The following is a 25,480-nucleotide window of genomic DNA, read 5'->3' as shown; positions in this document are numbered from 1 at the left end:
TGCTGTCCCCACCCCATACGCGTGAGCGCTTCACGAGGTTGCCTGCGACACCCGCGCCGGCTTCGGCCGGGCCCTCAGTTCTCGGGGTCGCGCAGGCCGACGCAGTCGAAGGCCCAGAAAGCCTCTGAGTAGACGAACGTGCCCGTCATCCACGGCTCGTGAGCGGACAACCGGGCGACCTGGAACGCGGCTTCAGGGATGCGCAGCGACGGCGAACGGAAGCCCGCCGCGCCGGCAGCCTCGAAGCCGCGCGTGCCGTAGTAACGCGGCGAACCCTCCAGGAACACCAAGGGCACGCCCTGGCTGTCGGCCGCGTCGAGGGCGTACGCGATGAGCCGGGTGCCGATCCCCTGGCGCTGGAACTCCGGGACCACGCCCAGCGGTGACAGGGACAGGACGTCCACGATCCGGCGCGGAGCGTCCAACCGGGCCGCGCTCAGCAGGACATGCCCCACCACCCGGTCGTCAACGGTGGCGACGAAGGACATCGGCGCCAGCGCGGCCTCCGCGACACGAAGCGCCTCCACGAGCCCGGGAACCCGCTCGCCGTCACCGAAGGCGCGCGTATGAACCTCCCGCACCTCCTGGTGATCGTCAGCGGTCTCGCGCCGGATCACCAGCCCGGCACCATCGGGAGCGATCCGGGAGCCTCCGGACGCATCGCATGACGTCATGGCCGCGACGGTAGATCACAGGACGGCTCCCGCGCGAGGCAATTACGCCCCAGGTCGTTACCACCGGGGCCTGTCGGCCATCAAGGCCGCCGACCAGCCACGTTCACCCTACTTGGCGAGGCCGAGCCCGCGGACCAGCACGGTGGCCGCCTTGGCGATCACGCTGTTGTCCATGGTCGCGGCCGGGTCGGTGCGATTGGTGTAGATCACGATGATCACCGGCGCGCCGGAGGGCGGCCAGGCGACGGCGATGTCGTTGCCCGGCGCGTACGCGCCGGTGCCGCCCCCGGTCTTGTCGCCGACGATCCAGTCCCGCGGCACCCCGGCCCGGATGCGCTCGGCGCCGGTGACGCTGGCCCGCAGCCAGTCGTTCAGCCGCTGCCGGTCCTCGGGGACGAGCGCGCCGCCCAGGCTGAGCTTCTGCAGGTTGCGGGCCATGAACGCGGGCTTGATGGTGTCGCGCTTCTCACCCGGCTTCCAGTCGTTGAGCTCCGGCTCCCAGCGGTCGAGCCGCCCGATCGGGTCCCCGAGCGAGCGGTAGTAGCGGGTCAGCCCCGCGGGTCCGCCGATCTGCTTGAGGAGCACGTTCGCCGCGGTGTTGTCGCTGGCGGTGACGGCCGCGTGGCACAGCCGGTCCGCGGTCATGCCGTTCTTGACGTTCTCCGGCAGCCCGCTGATCGGCGAGTTCACGACCACGTCCTTGGCCGTCCAGTGCAGCGTGCGGTCCAGCAGGCCGGGGTCGGTCGTGCGGGCCTTGTTCAGGATGGCGCCGCACAGGATGGCCTTGAAGGTGGAGGCGCCGGCGAATCGTTCGCCGCCGCGGTAGGAGATGGTCTTCCCGGTGCCGATGTCGATCGCGTAGGCCCCGATGCGTCCCTGGTAGGAGTCCTCCAGCGCGCGCAGTTGCTTCCTGACGCCGGCCGTGCCGCTCTCCGGTCGCGCGGCGGCGACGGCGGACGCCGAGCGCGTGTCGGCCCCTGCCGAGCCCGCCAGTCCGACGACGGCCGCCATCGCCGTGGAGGTCGCCAGCACGGAGGCGCCGAGCCTGGTGCGCTGCCCTCCGTAAGGAACGTTTCTCATCCCGACTCCCCGATCTCGATCCGGATCTTCCTGAGCGCGACCAGAAGACCAGAGGCGGCAGCGGGATGTCCAATAGCGATATGAGACCCCAAGTCATAAGGATCCGGATATCTGCCTAGGTGAGCGCTTCACACAACCCCAACGCTCAGGCGACGATCGCGGCCAACTCCGCCCGCGACGAGATCCCCAGCTTGGGGAAGGCCTTGTAGAGGTGGTAGCCGACCGTGCGCGGGCTGAGGTACAGCTGGGCCGCGATGTCGCGGTTGGACGCGCCCGTGGCGGCCAGCCGTACCACCTGCCTCTCCTGCGCCGTGAGGACGCTCAGCGGGTCGTCCGGCCGGCGCGGGGCCGCGGGCACGTCGCCGGTGGCGCGCAGCTCCGCGCGGGCCCGCTCGGCCCAGAGCGCCATGCCGAGCCGGTCGAAGGTCTCCAGCGCGGCGCGCAACTGGGCGCGGGCGGCGGCGCGCCTGCGCGCCCGCCGCAGCCACTCGCCGTAGAGCAGCCGCGTGCGGGCCTGCTCGTGCGGCTGCTCGCCCTGCTCGTGCGCCCGGACGGCCTGCTCGTACAGGTCCTCGTCGTCCTCGACGAGGGCGCGGCAGCGCAGCGCGATCGCATCGGCGGACGGCACGCCGACGCCGGCCGCCCAGTCCAGGTAGTACGCCAGCGGCTCGCCCGCCAGCTCCGGCTCCTTGGCCCTGACCGCGGCCTCGATCCGGTCGGGGGCGGAGAAGACGGACACCGGCGCGTTGGCGGGCGAGATCCTCTCCAGCATCCTCAGCGACGCCTCCGGACGGCCCAGCGCCAGCTCCAGCCGCCCGAGCCCGGCCATGGCCACCGCCTCGGCCGTACGGAGCCCGCGCGCTCTCGCCTGTTCCAGCGCGGTCGTGGCCGCCGTCCGGCAACCGGGCTCGTCGCCCAGTTCGCCGCGCGTCACCGCGAGCAGCGCGGCGAGCACGACGGCTCCGTTCCGCTGCCCCAGGTCGCCGACCACCGCGATGCTCTCCTCCAGCCGGGACGCCGCCTCGCGATACCTGCCGAGCAACATCTGCGCCTCCGTCCGGATCTCCACCGCGACGGTCAGCCAGCCGCCCATGTCGTGGGCCCTGCACTCGGCCTCGACGCGCGCCGCCCTGGCCTCGGCCAGGCCGTAGCGCCCGATCGGCGCGCACAGCTGGGCCGCGAAGGTCAGCCCCGGCACCTGAAGCCCGGACAGATCGGGAGCGAGCACCAGGCCCCGCATGAGCGGGACGGCGTCCGGCAGCTCGCCGTTGGCCAGCGCGGACATCCCGAGCGCGCCGCTCACCAGCGGAGACCCCACCTCGGGCAGCGCCCTGAGCAGCTTCGCCGCCCGTGCCGCCAGGCCCGGGTCACCGGCGTACCACGCGCACCGCATCGCCTCCACGAGCAGGTAGGCCGCCCGTTCCGCGTCGAGCGGGGCGACCCGCTCCGCGCCGGCGATGATGAGGTCACCGGCCGTGGCGGGGCTGCCCTGCTCGAACTCCCGATGGGCGCGCACCTGGATCAGGTGGGCGAGGGCCAGCGGGTTCCGGATCTCCTCACTGGCCCGTCCGGCCAGCGCGCCCGCACGGGCCAGTTGTCCCGCGTCGCTGGCCGCCACGGCCGCGGCGGCCAGCCGTACCGACCGCCTGGCGGTGTCGGGGGTGAGCTCGGCGGCCCGTTCGTAGGCCGCGGCCATGGCCGCATAGCCCGAACGCGTGCGCGCCCGCTCCGCGGCCGACTCCAGCTCGCCCGCCACGTCCTCGTCGGGCGTGGTCGTCGCCGCGGCCAGATGCCAGGCCCGGCGGTCGGCGTGCTCGCCGCCGTCGAGCACCTCGGCGAGCGCGCGATGCACGGCCAGCCGGGACGTCAACGGCGCGTTCCGGTAGGCGGCGGCCCTGATGAGCGGGTGCCTGAAGGTCACCGTGGCCCCGTTCACCGCGACCAGCTTGGCCTGCTCCGCCGCCTCCAGGTCCGCCAGCCGGGTGGAGAAGGACTGCGCGGCGCGCAGCACGATGCCGAGGTCGCCCGTGTCGTCGGCGGCGAGCACCGCGAGCAGCGTCTGCGCCGTGCCGGGCAGCGCCCTGATCTGCTGCCGGAACGCCTCCTGCACCCGTCCTGCGACGGGGATCGCGGTGAACGGGTTCGGCTGCCCGGCCCGCTGCTCGGCGGTGAACGCGGACGGCAGTTCGAGGAGCGCGAGCGGATTGCCGCCCGCCTCCGCCAGGACGCGGTCACGCACCTTCGGCGCCAGATCCCCGGCCGACTCGGTCAGCAGCGCGACGGCCGCCTCGCGATCCACGCCGTCCAGCCACAACTCGGGCAGCCCGTGCGGGTCGAACTCCTCCCGGCCCGCGAACACCAGCGCGACGCCCTCCGCGTCCAGCCGCCGCGCCACGAACACCAGGGCGTCGGCGGAAGCCCGGTCGAACCACTGCGCGTCGTCGACCAGGCAGAGCAGCGGCCCGTCGCCGGCGATCTCGGCCAGCAGGCTGAGCAGGGCGAGCCCGACGAGGAACCGGTTCACCGGAGCGGTGGCGCCCATCCCCAGCGCGCCCCGCAGCGCCGCCGCCTGCGGTTCGGGCAGCGCGTCGATCCGGTCGAGCTCGGAGCGCAGGAGCAGGTGCAGGGCGGCGTACGGCAGCTCCGCCTCTGACTCGATGCCGACCCCGTGCAGCACCCGAACCCCCGCGGCGCGCTCGGTCAGGTGGCTGAGCAAGGCGGACTTCCCGATGCCCGGCTGCCCGCGCACCACCAGCACGCCACTGCGTCCGGACCGGGCGTCCGTCAGCAGCCGGTCCACCTGCGCCTGCTCCGCGGCCCGCCCGTACAACATGGCCGAAAATCTAGCGGAACGGACATTTGTCCCTTCCGGGTGGGAGCGGTGAGCAATGACCGTGACCTGGCACTACCGTCACGATGACAGATTCGGCGCGCCACCGGCCTGCGTAGTTTCGACGGCAGCAGGGATGACGGCATCCCGCACCGACGAAAGGATCTGATCATGGCTGCCCTTGCCGCCGCGTCCACCACCGCCGCCGGCGCCGAGGCCAAGTTGCTGCGTTTCGCGCTCAAGCAGGACGCCGTCGGGTCGGGCGCCAACGGGCTCGTCTTCCTGGCCGTCGCCGCGATCTTCGGCTCGATGTTCGGCCTGCCCGCCGCCCTCCTCGTGCCGGCCGGCGTGTTCCTGGTGGCCTACGCCGCGTCCCTGCTCCTCCTTGCCGCCCGTCCGGTGGTGAACAGGGCGGCGGTGGTCGCGGTGATGGTGGTCAACGTGGCGTGGGTGATCGCCAGTGTGGAGACGCTGATCGCCGGGTGGTTCCCGCTGACCGGGCTGGGCACCGCCTACGTGATCGTCCAGGCGGTGGTGGTGGCGGGCTTCACCGGCCTGCAGTTCGCCGGCCTCCACAGGGCCTGAGCCGCACCTCCGTCCCGACGTACCGGCTTCGGCTGCGGGGATGATGGGATCGGTTCCGTGCCCACAGTGATCACTGGCCTCGACCGGTGCATGCAGGCCGGTTCCCTGCTGCCGGCGGTATCGGCGATGACCGAGTTCGGCTCGGCGCTGCACGTCCTGCGCGACCCCGGTCACCACGGCCTGGAGGACTGGGCGGCGAAGACCCTCACGGCGATGAGCCCTGACCTGGCGGCCTGGACGCGATCGTGGTGGTGGACGGCGCAGGCCATCAGAGCGATGCCGTTCGTCACCCCCGAGCCCCCGGCGGAGAGCTTCGACGACCGGCTCGAACACCTGCGTGCCATGCCCGTCCAGGAGCTGGCAGGTCAGTTGCTGCGGCCGATCGCTCCCTCGGGCGACCGGCAGGTCGCCCTCCAGTGGTCGCGCGCGCGAGATCCGGCCGTGGCGGCCCGCGTCGAAACGCTCGTCAGGAGTCCGCAGGACGCGGTCGCGGATTTCCTCTCGTTCCTGCGTCGCAGCCGGCAGGAGTGGTTCGAGGCCGAGTGGACCCGGATCCGGCCGGTGCTGGCCGGGCGGGCGCGACGTTTCGCCGACCTGGCCTCCCGGCAAGGGCCCGGGCCCGCGCTCGCCGCCCTCGACCCCGCCATGGAGCTCGCTCCGGCCGGGGTGGCCGTCCGCATCGCCAAGATCCAGGCCGCCCGTCATGACGTGTCCCGGCGCGGGCTGGTCGTCGCGCCCAGCACCTTCATCCGTCCCCACCTGTACGTGGCCGACGTTCCCGGCCGGCCGCTCCTTCTCCTCCATCCCGTCGACACGGGCCTCCCCGTGCCCTCCGCCACCGTGGTGCGGCGACGGCTGGAGGCCCTCGCCCACCAGGGCCGCCTGGAGGTCGCCCGGGCGATCGCCACCGAACCGCGGACGGCCGGTGAGATCGCGATGTTGTGGAACGTCGACCCGACCCAGGTGAACCGGCACCTGCGCGCCCTGGCCGCGGCGGGACTGGCCACCACGGCCCGACAGGGACGGTTCGTGCGGTACCGGCTCGCCGCCGATGTCCTGGAGGAGCTCGGCAAGGACGTGCTGTCGCTGCTGCTGCGCTGAGCACGATTGACCGGATTCGTCAGCCCGCTGGCCGGACGGCCGCAGTGGTGCTGAAGTCCCTCCCAACCACTTCATCGAGGGAGAACCACCGTGACGATCCTGTCTCCGGAAGAGGCGATCGGCCGCCTGCGCGCCGATCGGGACATCCTCCTCGCCCGTGTCACCGGACTCACCGAGCAGCAGCTCGACGCCGACTACCTGGTGGATTCCGGCCCGCTCGGCGACTTCTGCCGTTCCTTGCACGACCTCGTCGCGCACGTCCTGATGTGGGACGAGATCAACCTGGCGGTGCTGACGGAGGCCGCCGCCGGCCGGCCGCACTGGAGCCTCGACCCACGCTGGGAGGACCCCGCCGTCGGGCAGGCGCTGAACGTCGGCGGCGTGGAGGCGGGCCGGCACCTCCCGGCCTCGCTGCTCCTGCACCGGTTCGGGGCGGTTCATGACGCGATCCTGACGGACCTGAGCCGGTACGGCGCGGAGTCCTGGGACGCGGCCGGGCTCGGCGCGGTGGTGCAGAGGGCGTGGACCGTCCCCGGGAACCCGGCGTACTGGCACGCCGCCATCCACCTCGGCCGGGTGCCGTCCACCCCGCCTGCCGCTTCCCGCAGGTCAGAGCGCGCGGCGGCGGAGCGGTGGTGAACTGGACGCGGCGGCCTTCACTGGGCGCCCGCGACGGGCGTGCACGGCTTCACGGGGGTGCCCGCCTCGGCCAGCCAGGCGCCGAGCTGCCAGGGCACCTCCGGGTTCCCGTTGTCGCGGAACTCCACCACGAGCGTCTCGTCCGGCTTGATGTACTGCGGGAAGATCTGGATCGTCCGGACGGACTTCACCCGGGTGGCCTTGTACGATCGCGACTCTGCCACCAGTGAACGCAGCTCGCTCGCATCGGAGGCGGGTTCCCCGCCGTAGGCGCGGTCCACGCCGGTGAATCGGGGGCCCGCGCACCGCGTGGCCGGGGCCAGGAAGGTCACGTCGGCCTTGATGCCCACCGCGTCGAGCTTGGCCTCCAGGCCGGCGGGATCGCGCAGCTCGTTGACGGTGACCTCGACCGTGCCGTCCGGGCCTCTGGTCACCGCGTGGGCGGCGGGCCCGGTTCCGGCGAGCAACGGTGTGATGGTGATCGCCGCCGCGACTCCGGCCGCGACCAGCAGCCGGGGGCCGGTGACGACGCGTCGCCGGGGGTGCATCCCGCGGAGCAGTCGCTGCCGTGCTCCGGCGAGTTCCTCCGGGGTGGCGGGGGGAACGGTCTGCCACATGGCTTTCAGGGCGTCCATTGGCGTTCTCCTTCTTTGCTCAGGGCTTGCCGGATCTGAAGACGGGCCCGGTTGAGTCGCGAGGCGACGGTTCCCGGCGGGATGGCCAGCGCGTCGGCCACCTCCTGGTAGCTCAGTTCGGCCCAGGCGACGAGCAGCAGCACGTCACGATCGGCCGGTGCGAGCTCCATCAGGGCCAGCGCCAGCGGGCGGTTGACGGCCAGGGTGTTGACCTCGTCCTCGACCCGAGAGCCGGACAGCTCCGCCGGATGCACGCCGCTGCGCACGTACGCGCGATAGAGGCTCATCTCGGTACGCCGCCGGCGGCCGATCAGGTTGGAGGCGATGCCGTACAGCCACGGTCGGGCATCGGGGCGATTCCTGTCGTAGCCGCCGCGGTGCTGGAAGGCGGCCAGAAAGGTGTCGGCCACCACGTCCTCCGCCTCGCTGGGGCCCAGGCGTCTGGTCACGTAGCGGTGCAGGAGCGGCGCGTGCCGGTCGAACAACGTGGCGAAGATCTCCGGTTCGTTCAGCGATCTCTCGATGAGGAGCGCGTCGTCGACCTCGACTGCTTCGCGAGGGATTGTCATGCATACCGACCTTTCCTGGCGTATGCGGTCACCTGTACTTACCGCGCCAGCCCGAAATCCTTCACGGGAGAACGCGGGCGGTGCAGGTGCGAAGTGGTCCGGCGAAGAGCCCGGGGGCCAGGTACTTCCGGAGCATGTGCCGAACGTCCGACGCATACCCGGTGACCAGAGAGAACGCCGGCACAAGCCCTGAGCGTGGCGGATGGGCAGGTACGACTGCTAGCGATCTCGGCCAACCGCCGGCGTACGCCGGCGCCACGTTGCGGGCGGTGACGGGGGAGGAGCGCCCCTCCTTGTCCCCTCCTGGTCCTCGGTGATGACGAGCCGGGCGGCGATGTCGCACAGACCAAGGCCCTGCGCGCGCAGGCACAGGCCCATGGGCAACATGTTCACGTCGGTGACGGCGGCAACGTAAGCGGCGGTGACGGCGGCAACGTAAGCGGCGGTGACGGCAGTAGCTTCAGCGGCGGTGACGGGGGTGGTGACGGCAGCAGGGTCTGCGGCGCGACGGCGGCGGTGACGGGCCGCCGTCGGCTCGTTGGGAGCGGGCGAGCGGGCGAGATCGCGTTGCTCGGTCCAGCGGACGTCACCGTCACAGGCCGCGACGTGCGACTGTGCGCCTCTCCGAGGGGACGGGGCTCCGTCTGGACGTTCAGGGTGGGGCAGGTGCGCGTGTGCCGGTGCTTCTCACCGCCCTTTCAACTCGGCGTTCTCCAGTTCCCGTGCGCCGGGAGGTCGGAGCGAGGTACGACGAGGCCGCTCTCGTAGGCGAAGACGATCGCCTGGGCGCGGTCGCGCAGATCGAGCTTGGCCAGGATGCGGCCGATGTGCGTCTTGACCGTCTGCTCAGCGACGATCAGGGCCGCGGCGATCTCGGCGTTGGACAGGCCGCGGGCCACGTGCACAAGCACCTCGGACTCCCGCTCGGTCAGCGACTGCACCCGGGGTGCGGCGCCCGGCAGCGCGGGCCGGCACCGGGCGATCTCCTCGATGAGACGCCGGGTCACCGAGGGGGCGAGCAGGGCGTCGCCGGCCGCCACCACCCGCACGGCCGAGACCAGGTCCGCGGGCGGCGCCTCCTTCAGCAGGAACCCGCTGGCGCCTGCGCGCAGCGCCTCGTAGACGTAGTCGTCCAGGTCGAAGGTGGTCAGCATCACCACACGCGGCCTGTACTGGCCGCCGGGCGGCGCCAGGAGCAACCGGGCCGCCCGCAGGCCGTCCATGCCGGGCATGCGGACGTCCATGAGGACGACGTCGGGCCGCAGCAGCCTTGTCCGGTCCACCGCCTGCTCGCCGTCGGCCGCGTCACCGACGACCTCGATGTCCGGTTCGGCGGCCAGCAGGGCGCCGAAGCCCGCCCGGACCATTGCGTGGTCGTCGGCGACGAGCACCCGGATCGTCATGGGTGCTCCTTCTCGTCTCCTGCCCGCACCAGGGGTAACGTCAGCTCGACCCGGAACCCGCCTCGTGGCGTCGGCCCGGTCAGCAGGACGCCGCCCACCATGGCGGCCCGTTCTCGCATCCCGGCCAGCCCGTGACCGGTGCCCGCGGGCTCGGCGAGCGCGAGCCCCGCGCCCGCAGGCGGCGCGTTCTCGACCACGACCCGCAGCCCGGACCCGTTCCCGGTGACCGCCACGGCCGTGGCAGCGCCCGGCGCGTGCCGGATCACGTTGCTGAGCGCCTCCTGCACGATCCGGTAGACCGGCAGTTCCATGCCCGGGGGTATGTGCCTGGGCAGGCCACTCACCGTCAGCTCGACGGGTGTGCCGGCCCGGCTGGCGCTCTCCACCAGCACGCCCAGCTGGTCGAGGCCCGGCAGCGGGGCGCGTGGCGGCAGCGCGTCGTCGCTGCGCAGCACGCTCAGCAGGCGCCGCATCTCGGCCAGTGACTGCCGGGCCGCCGCCCCGATGGAGTCGAACTCCCGCTCGGCGCCGGCGGGCACCCCGCCGAGCCTGCGCGCCGCGCTGGCGGCCTGTACGGCGATCACCGACATGTGGTGCGCCACCACGTCGTGCATCTCCCTGGCGATCCTGGTCCGTTCCTCCAGCAGCTCGCGCCGGGCCCGCTCGGCCGCGCTGACCTGTTCCTGTTCGGCGACACGCGCCCGGGCCCGGCGGCGCCAGCGCACGTTGTCGCCCACGATCAGCGGCACCGGCACGACGGCCGCCACGAGCTGCAGCGCCACGGCCCGCTCCGTGGACGACATGGGCACCAGTGACACGTCCGCCAGCGCGCCGAGGAGGGACAGCGCCCACACGGCCGCCAGCATCCACCGCGGCCGGTGCTGCGCCAGCACGAACAGCACGATCAGATAGGCGACCACGGGCATCGGCGGCCACGGCCACGGATTGTTCGCCGGCGGCGGCGCGACCAGCAGCGGCGTGACCAGCATCCCGATGTAGAGCAGCAGCCAGGCGGTCACCGGCCGGCGCCGGCAGAACGTCACCGGAGCCGCGCAGGCCGCCGCGAGCGCCACCGTCAGCTCGACCGGAGCGTCGTAGACGGTGGCGAGCATCCCCACGTTCATGGCGAACATGAAGCAGGCGACCACCCAGGGCGCTCCGGCCCGCACCCTCGCGAACCGGAGCGCGGACAGGACCGCCGGTCCGGCCGGGACCGGGGCCGTGGTGAAGGCGCGCGACATGCCATCACCGTAGCCGTCGGCCTACGCGGACGGATCAGCCCCAGAGCCGACTTCGGGCCTCCCACCTGGGTATGACGCGCCGGCCGGATGGCCAGAAGGTATGACCGGTACGGACGGCTCTGTGGTGTGACGTGCCCGGCCGGGCACGCTGCCTAGCGTCGGACCCCATGAACGACGACAACGATCTCGGCACCGACAGCAGAAAGAGAAGGCGCGGACGGACGCTCCGGCGACTGGCCGCCGTACTGGCCGCGCTGGGCGTCGCCGTGGCGGGACAGGCCGCCACACCGCCCGCGGACGCCGCCGCCGGACGGCAGCCGCTGGACGGCCTCTGGCGGGCCGACGGTTACGGCACCGTCTTCGGCATCGGCCAGGGGCGGCTCATCACCTACGACACGACGGCGATCAGCTGCCTGCGCGGGGTGCTCTCGGCGGAACAGACGGCGCGGACGCGCGACTCGGCGTCCTTCACGGCCCAGGAGGGCGGCCGGCGGATCGTCGTCCAGACGCGGGGACCAGGCCGGGCGCGGCTACGATATCCGGGCAGCGTCGGCGCCATCGACCTGCGGAGGCTGCCCCACCTGCCCCGGGCCTGTGCCACCCCCACGCCCGCTGATCCGGTGAAGGTGTTCGACGTCTTCTGGACGACCTTCGCCGAGAACTACCCGTTCTTCGCCACCAAGGGCGTCGACTGGCGAGCCGTACGGGACCGGTACCGGTCCAGGATCGGTCCGAACAGCGGGGACGAGGAGCTGTTCGCCGTCCTGCGCGACATCCTCAAGGAGCTCGGCGACGCGCACACCGCGCTCATCGCGGGCGGCAGGCAGTTCGCCAGACCGTTGCGTCCGGGCACCAGGCAATTGGACGGGGTGCCGGCCTTCATGGCCTTCAACCAACGCGTCCAGGAGTTCGTCGAGAAGAACGACACCCGCAAACCCCTGCAACAGTGGGGCCGAGGCGTGATCGGGTACGCCGACCTCCCGGACGGCCTGGGCTACCTGCGGCTGGGCGCGTTCGACGGCTACGCCGACGGCGGCTACGAGCCCAACGCGGCCGAGCTGGACCGGGCGCTCGACGAGATCTTCACCGTGTCCCGCACCTCGGGGCCCGGCCGGCTGCGCGGTCTCATCATCGACGTCCGCGTCAATCTGGGCGGCTACGACGCACTCGGCCTGCGGCTCGCCTCCAGGCTCACCGGCAGGCCGTACCAGGCGTACGCCAAGCAGGCCCGCAACACCCCCGGCGATCCGCCCGGGTTCACCCGCCCCCGGCCGGTGCCCGTACGGCCGGCGACCGCCCCGGTGTACACGGGCCCCATCGCCATGCTCACCAGCAGCCTGACCATCAGCGCGGGCGAGACCTTCACCCAGGCCATGACGGGACGGACGCCCCGGCCCGAGCGGATCGGGGAGAACACGCAGGGAGCCTTCTCCGACTTCCTGTGGCGAAAGCTGCCCAACGGGTGGAGCTTCGCGCTGCCCAACGAGCGTTTCCTGACCCGCGACGGGACCACCTTCGACGTCACGGGCATCCCGCCGCACCTGTCCGTTCCCGGCGTCCTCAGCGACGAGGAACTGAACGGCGGCCACGACGCCGCCTTCGCCAAGGCGCTCTCCTACCTGACGAGCCGGCGGCGACGGTAGCGCCTCCGCGCCTGGAACAGGCCGGCCGCGGCGGCGGCCGGCCATGGGAATCGGGGTGAACGGCCCGCTGCTAGTGCCTCGAAGATGCCTTCTGCGTGACGAAACCTCTTGTCATCAACCACACGGCGAAGACGAAGGTCTGCAGGGCCAGTGGCGCATTCATCGCCAGGTAGAGCGGCGTTACGACGTCAGTTACTCCAAGCAGCACCAGGAAACTCGCCGACACGGCTGCTGCTATTGCCAGGAATCCCCACCCGGACAACCATCGAGGGACAGATCTCGACCGCCACAGAATGCGGAACAACAGGAGATCTCCGAGGCTCAGCGAAATGATCAATGCGACATGATTGACCAAGTCGCGCGCCGTCCGCAGTAATTCACCGACGACCTCGATGCTGGATGCGGTCGTAGCGTCGGCTTGGGCGAGTTCCCGGCCCAGCACGAGAAACAAGGGCAGGATGATGACGCCGATGAAGTGGAACGTCGCCGCGATCAGCCTGAACCCGAGGAAACCTGAGCTGAGTCTTTCGTTCTCCGCCCGCAACATCGGATACAGGCACAGCGCGAATCCGACATAGGCGGGGATCATGATGGACTGAGCGACTGCGCCGAGGATGACCTGGCCCTCGTGTGCGGAAACGAGAGCGAGACGGCGTGGTTCGTCGACGGCGGGAACGACACTCAGCGCGCCGGCGATCATACCGAGGATGACCAGGGCGCCGGCAGTTGCGGTTGCCCGCCTGTTCGTGTGCACGATTCTTGTCCCGAGATCGTCGTGGTGGTCAGCCTGTGAGCAGGTCCATGCGCAGGAACTCGGTGATGCGGAGCAGCTTCGGCGGGCGTGCCGCTTTCTCGGGAAGGGCCTGGAAAGCCTCGTCCTCGCCGACGAGGCGCGGGGCGGTGAGTTCCACGTCCCTCCCGTCGACCCGGAGCCGCGCATTTCTGGCCGCCAGGACGTTCTGCACCCAGTCCGAACGCGATCCATACACCAGAACGAACAGGTAACCGCCGTCGACGGGATGCGCGTCGAGCGGCGTGCGGTACGTGGCGCCGGAAATGCGGCCGACGTGAAACAGCACCGGCCATCTTCCGCCGGATATCGCGCGGGGATTGAACACCTTCTTGTTCACGTGCCCCCACCACCTCGGCATCGGCATGGAAATCTCCTTCTCTGCGCTCCAGAACGGCCTTACGGCCGTAAGGCCACTTACGGGTGTAAGGTTGGCTTACGCTCGTAAGGCTGTCAACCCGCACACGTCCCGGAGCCGTCATGCCGCCGCAACCGCTCAGCCGAGTCCTCGTCCTGGAAGCCGCGATCCGGGTCGCGGACCGCGGCGGCGCGGAGGCGATCACGATGCGCCGGGTGGCGCAGGAACTGGGCGTTGAGGCGATGTCGCTCTACCACCACGTGCCGAACAAGGACGCGATCCTCGACGGCGTGGTCGACATGGTGTTCGCGGCGATCAAGTTGCCGGGCGCCGAATGCCACGATTGGCGCGATGCGATCCGTACGCGAGCCGTCTCCGCCCGCGCGGTCCTGTCGCAGCACAGCTGGGCACTCGGCCTCATGGACTCCCGCCGCGATCCGGGACCGGCGACGCTGCGCCACCATGACGCCGTCCTGGGGGTCCTGCGGGAGGCGGGGTTCACGCTGCCGATGGCCGCGCACGCCGTGTCGCTGATCGACAGCTACGTCTCCGGGTTCGTCCTGCAGGAGGCGAACCTCCCGATAGCGACGCCGGACGACGTCGAGGACGTGGCCGGCGACATCCTCCGGCAACTTCCGGAGAAGGAGTTGCCGTACCTGGCCGAGATGATCCGCGACCACGCCCTGCGACCGGGCTACGACTACACCAGCGAGTTCGGCTACGGCCTCGACCTGATCCTGGACGCCCTCGAAGCGCGCCGAAGCGCCCAGTGATCGGGCGAATCCGGGTGAACTTCTCGGTACGTGTGGCGAACAGGAGCGAGAGCACCACGTGAGCGACCGGCCGGCCGGCCGTGTCGGACAGTGCCGCCGTCTGGTGGAGGGCGAGAACTTGGACGGTCCACGTCCTCGGTGCTCGGCTACCGTAGCCCGTCTGGGAGCACGTCAGGGGCCGGCAGATGCCACATGCCCGCCGACGGAGCGAGTACGTCGGCGGGGCCGGGGGTGAAACCGGACCGGACCGGTCCGGTTGGGTCGATGGTGGTGTCAGTGGCGGTGGTGGTTGTCGGGTTGGGCGGGGTCGCCGGGGTGTTCGAGGCCCGGCACCAGGCGCAGCCGGTGGGCGCGGGCGTGGTCGAGCCAGCGTACGAACGCCACCCTGCGTGCGGAGTCGAGGAGGCCGTCGGCGGGTGCATCTCGGTCCGGGACGGGGGCGTGGCGGGTGACGAGGGTGGCGGTCCAAGGGCCGGCCGTCACCGTCTGGCCCGGTACGGCGGCGGCCAGGGCTTCGGCCAGGGCGACTGGCAGCGAAGTCGGGTCGGCGTCGAACTCGCCGTCCGGGGTGCGTAGCCGCCATGTCGGTCCGGTGGGCGGTCGCACGGTGGCCTCCCGATACGCGGACGCCTCCGACGCGGAGACCGCGACGTCGGCGGTGACGGCCTCGTAGACGGCTCGAACGGCGGCGCTGCCCTCGTAGGCCGCCGCAGCGATCGAACCCAGCTCAACAGCCGCCCGCTGGTCGAGCCGTACCGCGATGGCGTCGGTGGCTCGCCGGTCCGGCCGTATTGCAGCGGCGTCGGTGGGGGGCTGGTCCCGCCGTGCCGCAAGGGCGTCGGTGGTGGGTTGGTTGGGGCGGGGTGGTGGGGGCTTCTCCAGGGGGAGTCCGCGGGCTGTGGCCTCGGCGGCGCACAGTCGTTCGGTCAGCACCACCTGAGCCACCCAGCGCGTGAGCTGCCGGTCCTCGGCGGTTCCCGGCGCCGGAAGCGCCGAGGACCTAGGGCCGGTCCGCAGGGCTGCGAGCCGTCGGTCCAGCTCGAAGCGGGGGAGCGGGCAGCCGTCGAGCCAGCCGAGCACCGGCCCCATACCGGGGGCGACCGGCTCGCCGGTGACGGGCGCGTGGGCGGAGTCCGGATGGCTGACCCGAGGTGTTGGGACGGAGGTCGGACGGTCGGCGCGGGGAGGTTGGGCGGGGGCCGGATGGCCGGCCTGATGGGCGGAGGTGGAGGTCGGATGGTCCGCTGCGGGCTCGGGGGTGGAGGTCGGATGGTCCGCCTGGAGTGCGGGGGCGGAGGTGGGACGGTGCGCCGGTGGCGTTTGGGCGGTGGTTCCAGGGTGGGGCCAGGGATGGGCGGGGTGGGAAGGGTGGGTCATGGGGTCACCACCAGTTCGATGGTCGGGGCGTACTGGCAGCGGCCGAACCACATGACCTTGCCCAGGGCCCAGGCGGAGCCGGGGACGGCGTCGCGGGGTGCGGACACCTCGAACTCGGCGACCGTGCTCTCGCCGGCCGCCAGGACGAATCCGCGGACCGGGGCGGCGATCAGGTCCCACGTGCCCCAGGGCGAGACGACCTGCAGCTCGCCCCGGATCTCACCGTTCGTGCGGTTGTGCAGCGCCAGCCCCAGGACGGCACGCCCGCCGGGAGCGACGCGCACCGACGGCGTCGTCACCTCCACCGACAGGCCGGTGTCGCGGCCGGGACGGTCCTTGCTGCCCTGCGCCGCCACCCAGTCCTCGGGGACGTCACCGGGCACGGGGAGCACGCCGGGCAGGTCGCCGGGCAGGTCGCCGACGGCGACGGTGACCACGTCCTCGACGGTCTGGCCGTCGTGCCGGATCCGGGCGGCGACGAAGTACAGGCCGGGCTCGACGCCCGGGGGAGGGGCCACCGTCACCGGGAACCGTACGTGCCCGCCGGCCGCCAGCCGGTACGGGCGCCGCGTCAGACCGGCCGTCCAGCCCTCGGGGACGAGGATCTCCACGGCTCCTTCCACGTCGGCGTCGAGCAGGTGCGAGGAGAGCACCACCGACAGTTCGGCGGGCTCGCCCTCGGTCCGCACCAGGCCCGGCGACGCCGTGACGCTCACCGGCAGGTAGCCCATCGGCGCCGGCCCCCGGTTGTGCAGCCAGTACCGCGCATGCACCGGCTGCGCCACCTCGGCCGCGGGCCCCAGCACCGCACCGTGGCGCGGCGAGCCACCCAGCGGCAGGGCAGGGACGGCGATCACGGTGGCGACCTCGGCGCCGGTCAGTGCGACGGCCCCCTGGACGGGTTCGCGCCGCCGTTCGAGCAGGTCGGCGCGGTGTGTCTCGGTGAGGGCGAGCGCACCGGAAAGGACGGCGTCGCGGCCGAGCCCGGTGGACTCCATCAGGCGCACGGTCACCCCGGAAGCCGGGTCAGCCGCGGCGGCCGACCCGTGCGCGGTCGGGTTGCCGGCCGGCTTGACGGTGCCGACCAGCACCTCCCGGGCCGGCTCGACCTTCAGGTACGACCGGGTCGGCGGCAACGGGCCCCCGTGCGGCTCGGCGATCACGGCGTACAGCGGATGGTTGAACTCCTGCCCACGGGCGGGCAGCGTCAGGGTGCGCCAGTCGCCCTCGCCGGAGACCAGCGCGTAACGGAACTCGTGGGTCCAGTGCATGAGCTGGAAGCCCGCTCCGTCGGGCAGCGTACGGCGGGGCGGGTCGATCCACACCCCGGACGGCCACCCGGTGCACGAGCGCATCAGCGACAGGTGCAACGTGCCGGCCGGATCGACGGCGAAGCCCGGCAGTCCGTAGGTGAGCAGCGCGACGGTGTGGCCGGTGAGCAGCTCGGACTCCGGGACCTCGCCGGGGCAGGCGGAGCTCACGCGGGCGTCGGCGAGGTCGGCGGTCAGCGCGGCGGGATCGGTGGTGACCAGGGCGGGCAGCGCCCGCAGGTCACGCAGGTCGGCGTTGGGCCGCCAGACCTCGCGCAGCGGCCGGGCGGCGGGCACCCAGACGCGCCCGTCCCGCTCCAGGACCTCGGCATAGGCCGGGCCCGCGCGTTCCAGCAGCTCGCGCACCGCGTCGTTCTCCCGGGGGCCGCCGATCATGATGCGGAAGTCGGGGAGGTTGGAGTCGACGTCGAGCCAGCCGTACCTGGACCAGTCCGCCCCGGCCGTGGTCGCGGTGACCCCGGCCCTGACCAGCGCGACCAGCAGGTCGCGCACGCCGGCGGCGTCGTCCGGGCCGGGCACGACCACCTCCGCCACGCCGAGCGCCCGCTCGCCCAGCGGCCGGCCGCCGGGGCCGGTGAGCGCGACGCGGGCGGTGGAGCCCAGGCCGAACCAGGTGTTGGCGGGGTTGTCGAGGGTCCACGGCGCCTCGGCGGCGTCCACGTCGGGCAGGGCGAACCCGCGCCCGACCACGGCCCCGGCCACCTCGCTCACCGGCAGCGCGCCGGGCAGGTCGGCGGGGAAGCTCAGCCGCAGCAGCCGGTCCGCGCCGCGGTAGTCCAGGACGCGGGTGGTCAGGTCCACGTGGTCCACGCCGTCCCAGAGCGTGACGGTCTGCTCGTAGCCGATGCCGTCCACCGTCCCGGTGATCACCAGGCGCTCGCCGAGCGGGCAGGTCTCGCGCCGCACCTGGGCCGCGCTCTCCGCCGCGCCGACGACCGGGCCCTTGGGCACCAGGTGCCAGGGGCCCTCGCCGAAGTCGGGATGGGCGGGGTACTCCTCGTAGACGCGCAGCTCGTTGCCGACGCAGCCGGGCCGTAGCAGCTCGCGTCCCGCCTTCTTGTCCAGGACGGCGGACAGGCAGCCGCCGCGGCCGGGGTCGGCGGTGACGCGGTAGCGGGCGTTCTCGACGGTCACGCCGGGCGCGGGCGTCCACGCGGCCGCGTCGGGCCGGGACGATCCGGGCAGGAGCCGCCAGGTGCGCCAGCCGGTGGCGGGCACGTCCTCGGCCAGGAACCGGAGGGTCCCCCGGTCCACGACGCACGGCACCTCCGCGCCGGCGTCGTCGAGCACCCGTCCGCCGTCGAGCCCGGCGGGCAGCCGTACGGCCACCGGCGCCGACCGGTCGAACGACAACGTGTTCGCGACGACCACCGCGACGCCTTCGCCGCCGGTGTCCACGCGGGCGACGAGCGAGGCGAGCGAGACGTCGCGCACCGCGCCCGCCAGGTCGTACGCCTCGCGCCAGCCGGACAACAGGTCCAGGTAGACCTGGTCGGACTCGCTGCCGGTGATCGCGTCGTGGTGTGCTCCGTACGCGAGCTGCCGCCACACCTTGTCCAGCGCGGCCTCGGGGTAGGTCCCGAGCCCTTCGAGCGCGGCGAGGGTGGCCAGCTTCTCGGCGTCCACGGCGGCCACCTCGCCCGCCCGCTGCGCCTGCTTGGTGTCGATGTAGGAGACGTCCTTGCCGGTGTAGACCGGGTTCATGTCGCGGGTCTGCGGGCTGGGACGGCGTCCGGCGGCCGCCAGCTCGGCCCGGACCGCGTCGAGGAAGTCGCGCGGGGTGGCGCAGACGAAGCGCGGCCAGACGTAGCGGGCGTTCCAGGAGCGGTGGATCTCGGTGACCCACTTGTTGGGCGGGGTGTAGTCGGTGCCCACGGGCAGCAGCAGGTTCCGCGTCGCCCCGACCGGCTTGAGCTTGCGGTACAGCTCGTACACGGCGTGCTCGGCGCTCGCCAGGTCGGCGGCGGAGTCCATCCACCAGCCGGCCGAGTAGTGGTGGGGCATGAAGTGCGTCAGCACGCCGAGCCCCGAGGGGGCGATCCACTCGAACTCGCTCGGGAACTGCATCACCCGGGCGTCGTCCTTGGCCTCGCGGAAGTTCTTCTGGATCGGCCCCCACTGGTGGAACGGCCCGCGCGCCCACGCGCTGCCGGTCAGCCCCGCCGCGGCGAGGTATCCGGGGAACTGCGGGTCGTGCCCGAACGCGTCGAGCTGCCACGCCGTCGCCGGATCCCCGCCCAGGATGTCGCGCTGGTAGCCGATGCCGTACACGATGTTCCTGATCGTGACCTCGGCGCCGGTCAGGTTGGTGTTGGGCTCGTTGTACGTCCCCCCGACCAGCTCGACCTGCCCGCGCTCCATCAGCAGCCGCAGGTCGGCCCGGCGCTCGGGATGGACGTCGAAGTACGGCTTGAGATAGTCGATCTCGGCCAGCACGAACTTGTAGACCGGGTCGCGCAGCGCCAGGTCCAGGTGCGCATCCACCAGCGCGAAGCCGTTGCGCTCCCACAGCGGGCGGGTGGTGGCGTCCCCGGACAGCAGCTCCCACGGCGAGGTGTAGGCCGCCTGCGTGTTCCACCACACCGGGTCGTAGTGGAAGTGGGAGACCAGGAACATCGTCCAGCCGGGCTCGGCCACGACCACCACGGCCTCGGCCCGCCCGCCGCCCGCCGTCACCACGACCGGCAGCTCGGCCCCCGGGACGGGGTCGGTGATCTCCAGCGGGACCTCGACCACGCCCGCGCCCTCCGCCTCCCCGGACACGCCCGGGCCGGTGACGGCGACCCGGGCGGGCGGGCCGTCGAGCGTCACCCGCAGCACCTGGCGCGGGGCGTCCTCGGTGCCCGTGAACAGGTCCGTGGACTCCACGGAGACGATGGCGACTGACACGGTCTTCCTCTCTGAAAATAAATGATCACGCAGCAGGACCGCTGCTCACTCCGGAGCGAGGACGCTGCCGATCCCCCGGGTCGCGAGGTGGCCGGGGTCGTCGGCGCGGTCACCGGCGACGATGGCCACGGGCCCGGCCTGGCGCAGCCGGACCCATGCGGCGTGGAAGGCGCTGCCCGGCGCGACCTCGGCCCGGCGCCCGGGCTCGGTCCGCAGGTCCACGTCGCACCGCAGGGCCGGACGCCGCGCCTCGGTACGGCCGCGGCGCTCGTCGATGATCGCGGCGAGCTCCTTGGCCGCCGGCTTGGGACGGTGGTCCACGGTGAACAGGCCCAGCTCGTACTCCCGCTCGGGGAAGTCGGAGAGGGAACGGTCCAGGTCGTGGGAGCACCACCAGGTGACGCCCCACAGGGCGGGGTTGGCGGTCACCGCGTCGAGCGTGCGGCGGACGAACTCGGCGGTCCTGGCCTCGGGCACGTCGGGCCTGGGCACCCCGATCTCCTGCAGCCAGACGGGCCTGGCCGGGTCGAGCGAGGTGGCGGCGGCCAGCTCGACCAGGTAGTCGGCGTGCGAGACGGTGGCCGGGCCGAGCGGGCCGTCGATCGCGGAGACGCCGTTGAACACCCAGGAGTGCACCGTGGTCAGGTCGCCCAGGTCCACGTTGTCGGCGGGACGGAACGGGTGCTCCGGGTCGTACCAGGTGGCGTCGTACAGGGAGTGGAGGGCGAGCAGGCCGGGCGCGGCCGCACGCACGACGTCGATCAGCTCGGCGGCCCACGCCGTGGACGCCTCCGGGGTGGTGGCGTTGCTGGGGTAGAGGTTGTTGACCTCGTTGCCGAGCGTGACGGCGAACACGTTGCCGCGGGTGGCGACGGCCCGGGTGAGCCGGTCGGCGTAGGCGGCGACGGCGTCGCGCGCGCCGCGGTCGGTGAACAGGCTGCGCCGGTGCCAGGTGAGCACCCAGGAGGGCAGGAAGTCGAAGCTGGACAGGTGCCCCTGGAGCAGGTCCACGGCGACGGACAGGCCGAACTCGGCCGCGACGTCGATCACGGCCAGCAGGTCCTCCACGCCGCGCTGCCGGACCAGCCCCGGGTTGGGCTGGATCCACGGCCAGATCGGGAACACGCGCACGTGGTCCAGGCCGATCGAGGCCAGGTCCTCGAAGTCGCGGCGGACCGCGTCGAGCGACAGGTCGAGCCAGCTGTGGAACCAGCCGGCGGAGGGCACGTAGTTGGCGCCGTGGCGGATGGGGTCGAGCAGGGGCACGCGTCCTCCGGGGGTCGTACGATCTCCCGGCGGAGCCTAAAGCGATTTAGTCGCCCTGCCAAGCCCCCGGAGCCGCCGTGCTCTCGCGGACCGTCAGCCGGGGGGTCTCGGTCTTGACGTCCTTGCGCTGCTCAGGGTCGGCGATGACCTCCAGCATCACCTCGGCCAGCCGCTTGCCGAAGGCGAAGGTGTCGCGGGAGAGCGCCGTGATCGCGGGGTGGGTGATCCGCGTGAGCACCGAGTCGTCGAAGGCCACGATGGACAGGTCGTCGGGCACCTTCACCCCCATCTCGCCGGCCACCCCCAGCCCGGCCAGGGCCATCACGTCGCTGTCGTAGACGATGGCCGTGGGCCGGCGCGGCCGCGACAGCAGCGCGCGCGTGGCGGCGGCGCCCTCGGAGTCGCTGAAGTCGGTGTGCACCGACACCGCCTCCTCCAGGGCCAGCCGCCCCGCGCGGTCGCGCAGCGCGCGGGCGCGCCGCTGGGTGTGCCGGAACGCCGGCAGGCCCGCGACGTGCGCGATCCTGCGGTGGCCGAGCGCGGCCAGGTAGTCCACGATCGACAGCATGGCCTCCCGGTCGTCGGCCCAGACGCTCGACAGCGACCCGTGCCTGCCCGGCCCGCCCAGGACGACGGCGGGCACGCCCAGCTCCTCCAGCACGGCGATGCGCGGGTCGCGGACCATGAGGTCCACCATGACGAAGCCGTCGACCCGGTGGGCGGAGGTCCACTCGCGGTAGATCTCCATCTCGGCCTCGGCGTCCTCCACGATCAGCAGTTGCAGCGCGACGGCCTGGGCCGACAGCCCCGCCTGCAGGCCGGACAGTAACTGGGCGAAGAACGGCTCCACGCCGAGGGCGCTGGCGGGCCGGGCGATGACCAGGCCCACCGCCTCCGCGCGCGCCCCGCCGAGGGCGCGGGCGGCGCTGTGCGGACGCCAGTTCATCTCCTTCGCCACCTGCAGGATTCGCGCGCGGGTGGCCTCTCCGACCCCCGGGCGGCCGTTGAGCGCGAAGGACACCGCGCCCTTGGAAACCCCGACCCGCTCGGCGATGTCGGTGATCGTCGGTCGGCGCACCACTGCTCCTTCACGAATTCGTCTCAGCTATTGACACACGAGTCTAGCCAGGTGAATAGTCCCGCAACTAGAGCGATTTAGTAACCAAGGAGAGCGCCATGCGTAGGTACTGGACGGGACCGGCGGTGGCAGCCGTCATGGTCGTCTCGGGCTGCGGCCTCGGCGGGTCCGGCGAGTCGGGAGCCGCCGCCCCGACCGCGGCGGCCACGGGAGAGGTGAAGGGCACTGTCAGCCTCCAGACGTGGGCCCTGAAGCCCAAGTTCACGGCGTACGTCGAGGGCGTCGTCGCCGCCTTCGAGAAGAAGTACCCCGGCACGAAGGTCGAATGGCTCGACCAGCCGGCGGACGCCTACTCCGAGAAGGTACTCAACCAGGCCGCCTCCGGAACACTCCCCGACGTCACCAACCTGCCCCCGGACTTCGCCAGGCCCCTGGTCCAGCAGGGCATGCTGCTCGACGTCGCCGCCGCCGACCCCAAGCTCGCCGACGAGTACGTCGCGGGCGGCATCGACGCCTACACCTTCCGCGGCTACGCCGGCACGTACGGCTACCCCTGGTACCTCAACACCGACGTCAACTACTGGAACTCCGAGTTGATGAAGAAGAACGGCCTCGACGCGGCCAAGCCGCCGACGACGTTCGACGAGCTGGTCGAGCAGGCCCGGACCTACAAGGAGAAGTCCGGCGGCAAGACCTACCTGATGAGCCGCCGCCCCGAGCTGGGGGACCTGGCGCAGGCGGGCGTGAAGCTGCTGTCCGACGACGGCAAGAGCTTCGTCTTCAACACCCCCGAGGCCGTCGCGGTGATCGAGAAGTACCGGGCCGCCTTCAAGGAGGGCTTACTGCCGCGCGACGTGCTGACCGACACCTATGCGGGCAACGCCAAGCTGTTCAACGAGGGCACCGTGGCCTGGACGACGGCCGGCGCCAACCACATCATCGCCGTCAAGACCGACAACCCCTCCCTCGCGCCCAAGGTCGTGCCCTCGACCGCGATGGGCACCCCGCCGCTGTACGTGCAGGGCCTGTCGGTGTCGAAGAAGAGCAAGAACCCGGCCGCGGCGATCGCGCTCGCCCGCTGGGTGACCAGCGCCGAGAACCAGGCGGCGTTCGCGCACGAGGTCAGCGTCTTCCCCAGCACCAAGGCCTCGGCCGACGACGCGTTCTTCACCCGGAGCGACGGCACCAACGCCGGCGACGCCAAGGTCATCGCCTTCAAGTCGCTGGCCACGGCCAAGATGCTGCAGCCGGTCGAGGTGACCGACGCGATGAGCAAGTTCATCCGCCAGCAGATCGCCCTCGCGCTCAACGGCGAGGTCTCCGCCAAGGAGGCGCTGGACGCCGCGGTCGCCAAGTGCAACGAGCTGCTCAACCAGTGATCACCCCCGCTCTTCCCGCGCAGGGCGCCCTCCGCCGCCGGCTCACCCCCTGGCTGCTGGTGGCGCCCGCCGCGCTGTGGCTGCTCGTCTTCAACGTCTGGCCCTCGCTGAACACGCTGGTGCTGGCCTTCACCAACGCCAAGCCGCTCAGCGGCGGGCACTTCACCGGGCTGGCCAACTTCGGCCGCATGCTCGACGACGACCAGCTCGGCAACGCGCTGCTCAACAGCGTCGTGTTCATGCTGGTCTGCCTGCCGGTGCTCACCCTGCTGCCGCTGCTGCTGGCGATCCTGGTGGAGAAGAAGATCCCCGGCATCACGTTCTTCCGCACCGCCTTCTACACCCCGGTCGTCGCCTCCGCCGTCGTGGTCGCGCTGATCTGGAGCTGGCTGCTGAGCGACCGGGGCCTGATCAACGGGCTCATGCAGGCGTTGGGCGTGCTGCAGGGGCCGCTGCCGTTCCTGACCGACCGGTGGCTGCTGGTCCTCAGCGCCATCACCCTGACGGTGTGGAAGGGGCTGGGCTACTACATGATCATCTACCTGTCGGCGCTCGGGAACGTGCGGCGCGAACTGCACGAGGCCGCGGCCGTGGACGGGGCGGGGGCCGTCCGCCGGTTCTGGAGCGTGACGGTGCCCGGCGTGCGCAACACGATGTTGCTGGTGTCGGTGCTGGTCTCGGTGTCGGCCCTGCGCGTGTTCTCCGAGCTGTTCGTGCTGTCCAACGGCACCGGCGGGCCGGGCGGGCGGGCGATGTCGCTGGTCATGCTGATCCAGATGTACAGCCGCGGCTTCTACGGCCACTTCGGCTACGCCTCGGCGCTGAGCATCCTGCTCTTCGTCATCACGATCGGCCCGATGCTCCTGCTGACCCGGCTCAACAGGAAGGCGGACTGACATGGCGGCGATGAAGGCGAGCGCGCGACCCGCCGCCGCGGTGGCCCGTCCGGGGCGGCACGGCCGCCGCCGGGGCCGGGGCGGGTTCGGCGCCACCACGCCGGGTGAGCTGGTCCTGCGGTACGCGCTGCTGCTGCTCGTCCTGGCGATCACGATCCTGCCGTTCCTGTGGCAGTTGTCCACCTCGCTGAAGGGCCCGTTCGAGGACGTCTTCGCGCAGACCCCGAGCTTCGTCCCGCTCCAGCCGACGCTGGCGAACTACGCGCGCGTCGCGGACACCATCCCCGTGTGGACGTACGCGCTCAACTCGGTGATCGTGGCGGTCATCGTGGTGGGCGGCAACGCGGTCGGCGCGACGCTGGCCGGGTTCGCGCTGGCCCGGCTGGAGTTCCGGGGCGCCAAGCTGCTCCTGGTGCTGTTCCTGTCCACGCTCGTGCTGCCGGGGGAGGTGACGATCGTCTCCCAGTACGTCACCGTCCGCGGCATGGGCCTGGCCGACACGCTGCTGGGCGTGGCCCTGCCCGGCGCGATCGGCATGCTGAACGTGCTGCTGATGCGCACCGCCTTCCAGGCCATCCCCAAGGAGATGGACGAGGCGGCGGTCATCGACGGGGCGACCCCCTGGCAGCGGCTCGTCCGGCTCGGGCTGCCGAACGTGCGCGGCATGCTGAGCGTGATCACGATCTTCGCGTTCATCGGCGCCTGGGACGACTTCCTGTGGCCGCTCATCGTGCTCAACGATCCGAAGAACTTCACGCTGACCGTCGGATTGCAGTACCTCAACGGCACGTTCAGCGCCAACCCCCGTCTCATCGCCGCTGGGACAATGATCTCCTTCCTGCCCATCGTGCTCCTTTTCGCCTCGCTGCAGCGCTTCTTCTTCCGTGGCGTCGCCGAGGGCGCGATCAAGGGCTGAGCCGGTTCCGAGAACGAGGAGTCTCTC

Annotated in this window: 21 protein-coding genes; 8 read left to right on the top strand and 13 right to left on the bottom strand. The window is 72.1% G+C overall.

Going from position 1 to position 25,480, the window contains the following annotated elements:
* Positions 1 to 74: 74 nt before the first annotated feature.
* The 3 genes from AB0J46_RS35475 to AB0J46_RS35465 all read right to left on the bottom strand — a co-directional run bounded on the left by AB0J46_RS35475 (position 75) and on the right by AB0J46_RS35465 (position 4,587).
* On the bottom strand, positions 75 to 674 hold the full coding sequence (locus AB0J46_RS35475; RefSeq protein WP_364338464.1) for an N-acetyltransferase: 600 nt from the start codon (positions 672 to 674) through the stop codon (positions 75 to 77).
* A 108-nt stretch (positions 675 to 782) separates the two neighbouring features.
* Complete coding sequence (gene bla, locus AB0J46_RS35470) at positions 783 to 1,754, bottom strand: class A beta-lactamase (RefSeq protein ID WP_364338463.1); 972 nt, start codon at positions 1,752 to 1,754, stop codon at positions 783 to 785.
* A gap of 145 nt (positions 1,755 to 1,899) precedes the next feature.
* Positions 1,900 to 4,587, bottom strand: coding sequence for an AAA family ATPase (locus AB0J46_RS35465; RefSeq protein WP_364338462.1), 2,688 nt, complete (start codon positions 4,585 to 4,587; stop codon positions 1,900 to 1,902).
* Positions 4,588 to 4,755: 168 nt separating this feature from the next.
* On the opposite strand from AB0J46_RS35465, the gene AB0J46_RS35460 reads away from it, so the two are divergent.
* The 3 genes from AB0J46_RS35460 to AB0J46_RS35450 all read left to right on the top strand — a co-directional run bounded on the left by AB0J46_RS35460 (position 4,756) and on the right by AB0J46_RS35450 (position 6,909).
* Positions 4,756 to 5,169, top strand: a complete 414-nt coding sequence (locus AB0J46_RS35460) for a hypothetical protein (protein WP_364338461.1) — start codon at positions 4,756 to 4,758, stop codon at positions 5,167 to 5,169.
* A 57-nt stretch (positions 5,170 to 5,226) separates the two neighbouring features.
* Positions 5,227 to 6,270 carry a DUF5937 family protein gene (locus tag AB0J46_RS35455; RefSeq protein WP_364338460.1) on the top strand — a complete coding sequence of 348 codons (1,044 nt, stop codon included), beginning with the start codon at positions 5,227 to 5,229 and terminating at the stop codon, positions 6,268 to 6,270.
* Between the two features lie 90 nt (positions 6,271 to 6,360).
* On the top strand, positions 6,361 to 6,909 hold the full coding sequence (locus tag AB0J46_RS35450) for a hypothetical protein (protein ID WP_364338459.1): 549 nt from the start codon (positions 6,361 to 6,363) through the stop codon (positions 6,907 to 6,909).
* A 17-nt stretch (positions 6,910 to 6,926) separates the two neighbouring features.
* On the opposite strand, the gene AB0J46_RS35445 is transcribed toward AB0J46_RS35450, so the two are convergent.
* The 4 genes from AB0J46_RS35445 to AB0J46_RS35430 all read right to left on the bottom strand — a co-directional run bounded on the left by AB0J46_RS35445 (position 6,927) and on the right by AB0J46_RS35430 (position 10,757).
* Complete coding sequence (locus tag AB0J46_RS35445) at positions 6,927 to 7,544, bottom strand: hypothetical protein (protein ID WP_364338458.1); 618 nt, start codon at positions 7,542 to 7,544, stop codon at positions 6,927 to 6,929.
* A complete protein-coding gene (locus AB0J46_RS35440) occupies positions 7,532 to 8,113 on the bottom strand; it encodes an RNA polymerase sigma factor (protein ID WP_364338457.1) in 582 nt (193 codons plus the stop codon). The genes AB0J46_RS35445 and AB0J46_RS35440 overlap by 13 nt, the downstream gene beginning before the upstream one ends.
* A 698-nt stretch (positions 8,114 to 8,811) precedes the next feature.
* On the bottom strand, positions 8,812 to 9,516 hold the full coding sequence (locus tag AB0J46_RS35435; protein WP_364338456.1) for a response regulator transcription factor: 705 nt from the start codon (positions 9,514 to 9,516) through the stop codon (positions 8,812 to 8,814).
* Positions 9,513 to 10,757 carry a sensor histidine kinase gene (locus tag AB0J46_RS35430; RefSeq protein WP_364338455.1) on the bottom strand — a complete coding sequence of 415 codons (1,245 nt, stop codon included), beginning with the start codon at positions 10,755 to 10,757 and terminating at the stop codon, positions 9,513 to 9,515. Before AB0J46_RS35430 ends, AB0J46_RS35435 begins: the two co-directional genes overlap by 4 nt.
* Positions 10,758 to 10,924: 167 nt before the next feature.
* Here AB0J46_RS35430 and AB0J46_RS35425 point away from each other — a divergent pair, with 167 nt between their 5' ends.
* Complete coding sequence (locus tag AB0J46_RS35425) at positions 10,925 to 12,400, top strand: S41 family peptidase (protein WP_364338454.1); 1,476 nt, start codon at positions 10,925 to 10,927, stop codon at positions 12,398 to 12,400.
* Positions 12,401 to 12,470: 70 nt separating this feature from the next.
* Here the strand turns inward: AB0J46_RS35425 and AB0J46_RS35420 are convergent, their stop codons facing one another.
* Positions 12,471 to 13,154, bottom strand: a complete 684-nt coding sequence (locus tag AB0J46_RS35420; RefSeq protein WP_364338453.1) for a DUF4386 domain-containing protein — start codon at positions 13,152 to 13,154, stop codon at positions 12,471 to 12,473.
* Between the two features lie 28 nt (positions 13,155 to 13,182).
* Entirely contained in the window at positions 13,183 to 13,530 is a 348-nt protein-coding gene (locus tag AB0J46_RS35415) for a nitroreductase family deazaflavin-dependent oxidoreductase (protein WP_364338452.1), read from the bottom strand.
* 140 nt (positions 13,531 to 13,670) lie between these two features.
* Here AB0J46_RS35415 and AB0J46_RS35410 point away from each other — a divergent pair, with 140 nt between their 5' ends.
* On the top strand, positions 13,671 to 14,321 hold the full coding sequence (locus AB0J46_RS35410; protein WP_364338451.1) for a TetR/AcrR family transcriptional regulator: 651 nt from the start codon (positions 13,671 to 13,673) through the stop codon (positions 14,319 to 14,321).
* 273 nt (positions 14,322 to 14,594) lie between these two features.
* Here the strand turns inward: AB0J46_RS35410 and AB0J46_RS35405 are convergent, their stop codons facing one another.
* From AB0J46_RS35405 to AB0J46_RS35390, 4 genes are read right to left on the bottom strand one after another with little or no spacing between them, the layout of a single operon-like run.
* Positions 14,595 to 15,698 (bottom strand): hypothetical protein, encoded by a 1,104-nt coding sequence (locus tag AB0J46_RS35405; RefSeq protein WP_364338450.1) that lies wholly within the window; start codon positions 15,696 to 15,698, stop codon positions 14,595 to 14,597.
* Positions 15,695 to 19,918 (bottom strand): NEW3 domain-containing protein, encoded by a 4,224-nt coding sequence (locus tag AB0J46_RS35400; protein ID WP_364338449.1) that lies wholly within the window; start codon positions 19,916 to 19,918, stop codon positions 15,695 to 15,697. The genes AB0J46_RS35405 and AB0J46_RS35400 overlap by 4 nt, the downstream gene beginning before the upstream one ends.
* Before the next feature lie 45 nt (positions 19,919 to 19,963).
* Positions 19,964 to 21,184 carry a glycosyl hydrolase gene (locus tag AB0J46_RS35395; RefSeq protein ID WP_364338448.1) on the bottom strand — a complete coding sequence of 407 codons (1,221 nt, stop codon included), beginning with the start codon at positions 21,182 to 21,184 and terminating at the stop codon, positions 19,964 to 19,966.
* A gap of 46 nt (positions 21,185 to 21,230) precedes the next feature.
* Positions 21,231 to 22,262, bottom strand: coding sequence for a LacI family DNA-binding transcriptional regulator (locus AB0J46_RS35390; protein WP_352354547.1), 1,032 nt, complete (start codon positions 22,260 to 22,262; stop codon positions 21,231 to 21,233).
* Positions 22,263 to 22,360: 98 nt separating this feature from the next.
* On the opposite strand from AB0J46_RS35390, the gene AB0J46_RS35385 reads away from it, so the two are divergent.
* The 3 genes from AB0J46_RS35385 to AB0J46_RS35375 are packed head-to-tail and all read left to right on the top strand — an operon-like array spanning position 22,361 to position 25,453.
* Positions 22,361 to 23,641: a sugar ABC transporter substrate-binding protein gene (locus AB0J46_RS35385; RefSeq protein ID WP_364338447.1), complete on the top strand. Its 1,281-nt coding sequence runs from the start codon at positions 22,361 to 22,363 to the stop codon at positions 23,639 to 23,641.
* Positions 23,638 to 24,537, top strand: a complete 900-nt coding sequence (locus AB0J46_RS35380; protein WP_358297843.1) for a sugar ABC transporter permease — start codon at positions 23,638 to 23,640, stop codon at positions 24,535 to 24,537. The genes AB0J46_RS35385 and AB0J46_RS35380 overlap by 4 nt, the downstream gene beginning before the upstream one ends.
* A gap of 1 nt (position 24,538) precedes the next feature.
* Positions 24,539 to 25,453, top strand: a complete 915-nt coding sequence (locus AB0J46_RS35375) for a carbohydrate ABC transporter permease (protein WP_364338446.1) — start codon at positions 24,539 to 24,541, stop codon at positions 25,451 to 25,453.
* Positions 25,454 to 25,480 lie beyond the last annotated feature (27 nt).

This window comes from Nonomuraea sp. NPDC049758 (genome assembly GCF_040674635.1).
Classification (GTDB): domain Bacteria; phylum Actinomycetota; class Actinomycetes; order Streptosporangiales; family Streptosporangiaceae; genus Nonomuraea.
This window is presented reverse-complemented; position numbering and strand designations above follow the sequence as displayed.

Coding starts and splice junctions, on each gene's coding strand:
- AB0J46_RS35475 (WP_364338464.1), bottom strand. CDS start 674: ATGACGTCATGCGATGCGTCCGGAGGCTCCCGGATCGCTCCCGATGGT.
- bla (WP_364338463.1), bottom strand. CDS start 1,754: ATGAGAAACGTTCCTTACGGAGGGCAGCGCACCAGGCTCGGCGCCTCC.
- AB0J46_RS35465 (WP_364338462.1), bottom strand. CDS start 4,587: ATGTTGTACGGGCGGGCCGCGGAGCAGGCGCAGGTGGACCGGCTGCTG.
- AB0J46_RS35460 (WP_364338461.1), top strand. CDS start 4,756: ATGGCTGCCCTTGCCGCCGCGTCCACCACCGCCGCCGGCGCCGAGGCC.
- AB0J46_RS35445 (WP_364338458.1), bottom strand. CDS start 7,544: ATGGACGCCCTGAAAGCCATGTGGCAGACCGTTCCCCCCGCCACCCCG.
- AB0J46_RS35440 (WP_364338457.1), bottom strand. CDS start 8,113: ATGACAATCCCTCGCGAAGCAGTCGAGGTCGACGACGCGCTCCTCATC.
- AB0J46_RS35435 (WP_364338456.1), bottom strand. CDS start 9,516: ATGACGATCCGGGTGCTCGTCGCCGACGACCACGCAATGGTCCGGGCG.
- AB0J46_RS35430 (WP_364338455.1), bottom strand. CDS start 10,757: ATGTCGCGCGCCTTCACCACGGCCCCGGTCCCGGCCGGACCGGCGGTC.
- AB0J46_RS35425 (WP_364338454.1), top strand. CDS start 10,925: ATGAACGACGACAACGATCTCGGCACCGACAGCAGAAAGAGAAGGCGC.
- AB0J46_RS35410 (WP_364338451.1), top strand. CDS start 13,671: ATGCCGCCGCAACCGCTCAGCCGAGTCCTCGTCCTGGAAGCCGCGATC.
- AB0J46_RS35405 (WP_364338450.1), bottom strand. CDS start 15,698: ATGACCCACCCTTCCCACCCCGCCCATCCCTGGCCCCACCCTGGAACC.
- AB0J46_RS35385 (WP_364338447.1), top strand. CDS start 22,361: ATGCGTAGGTACTGGACGGGACCGGCGGTGGCAGCCGTCATGGTCGTC.
- AB0J46_RS35375 (WP_364338446.1), top strand. CDS start 24,539: ATGGCGGCGATGAAGGCGAGCGCGCGACCCGCCGCCGCGGTGGCCCGT.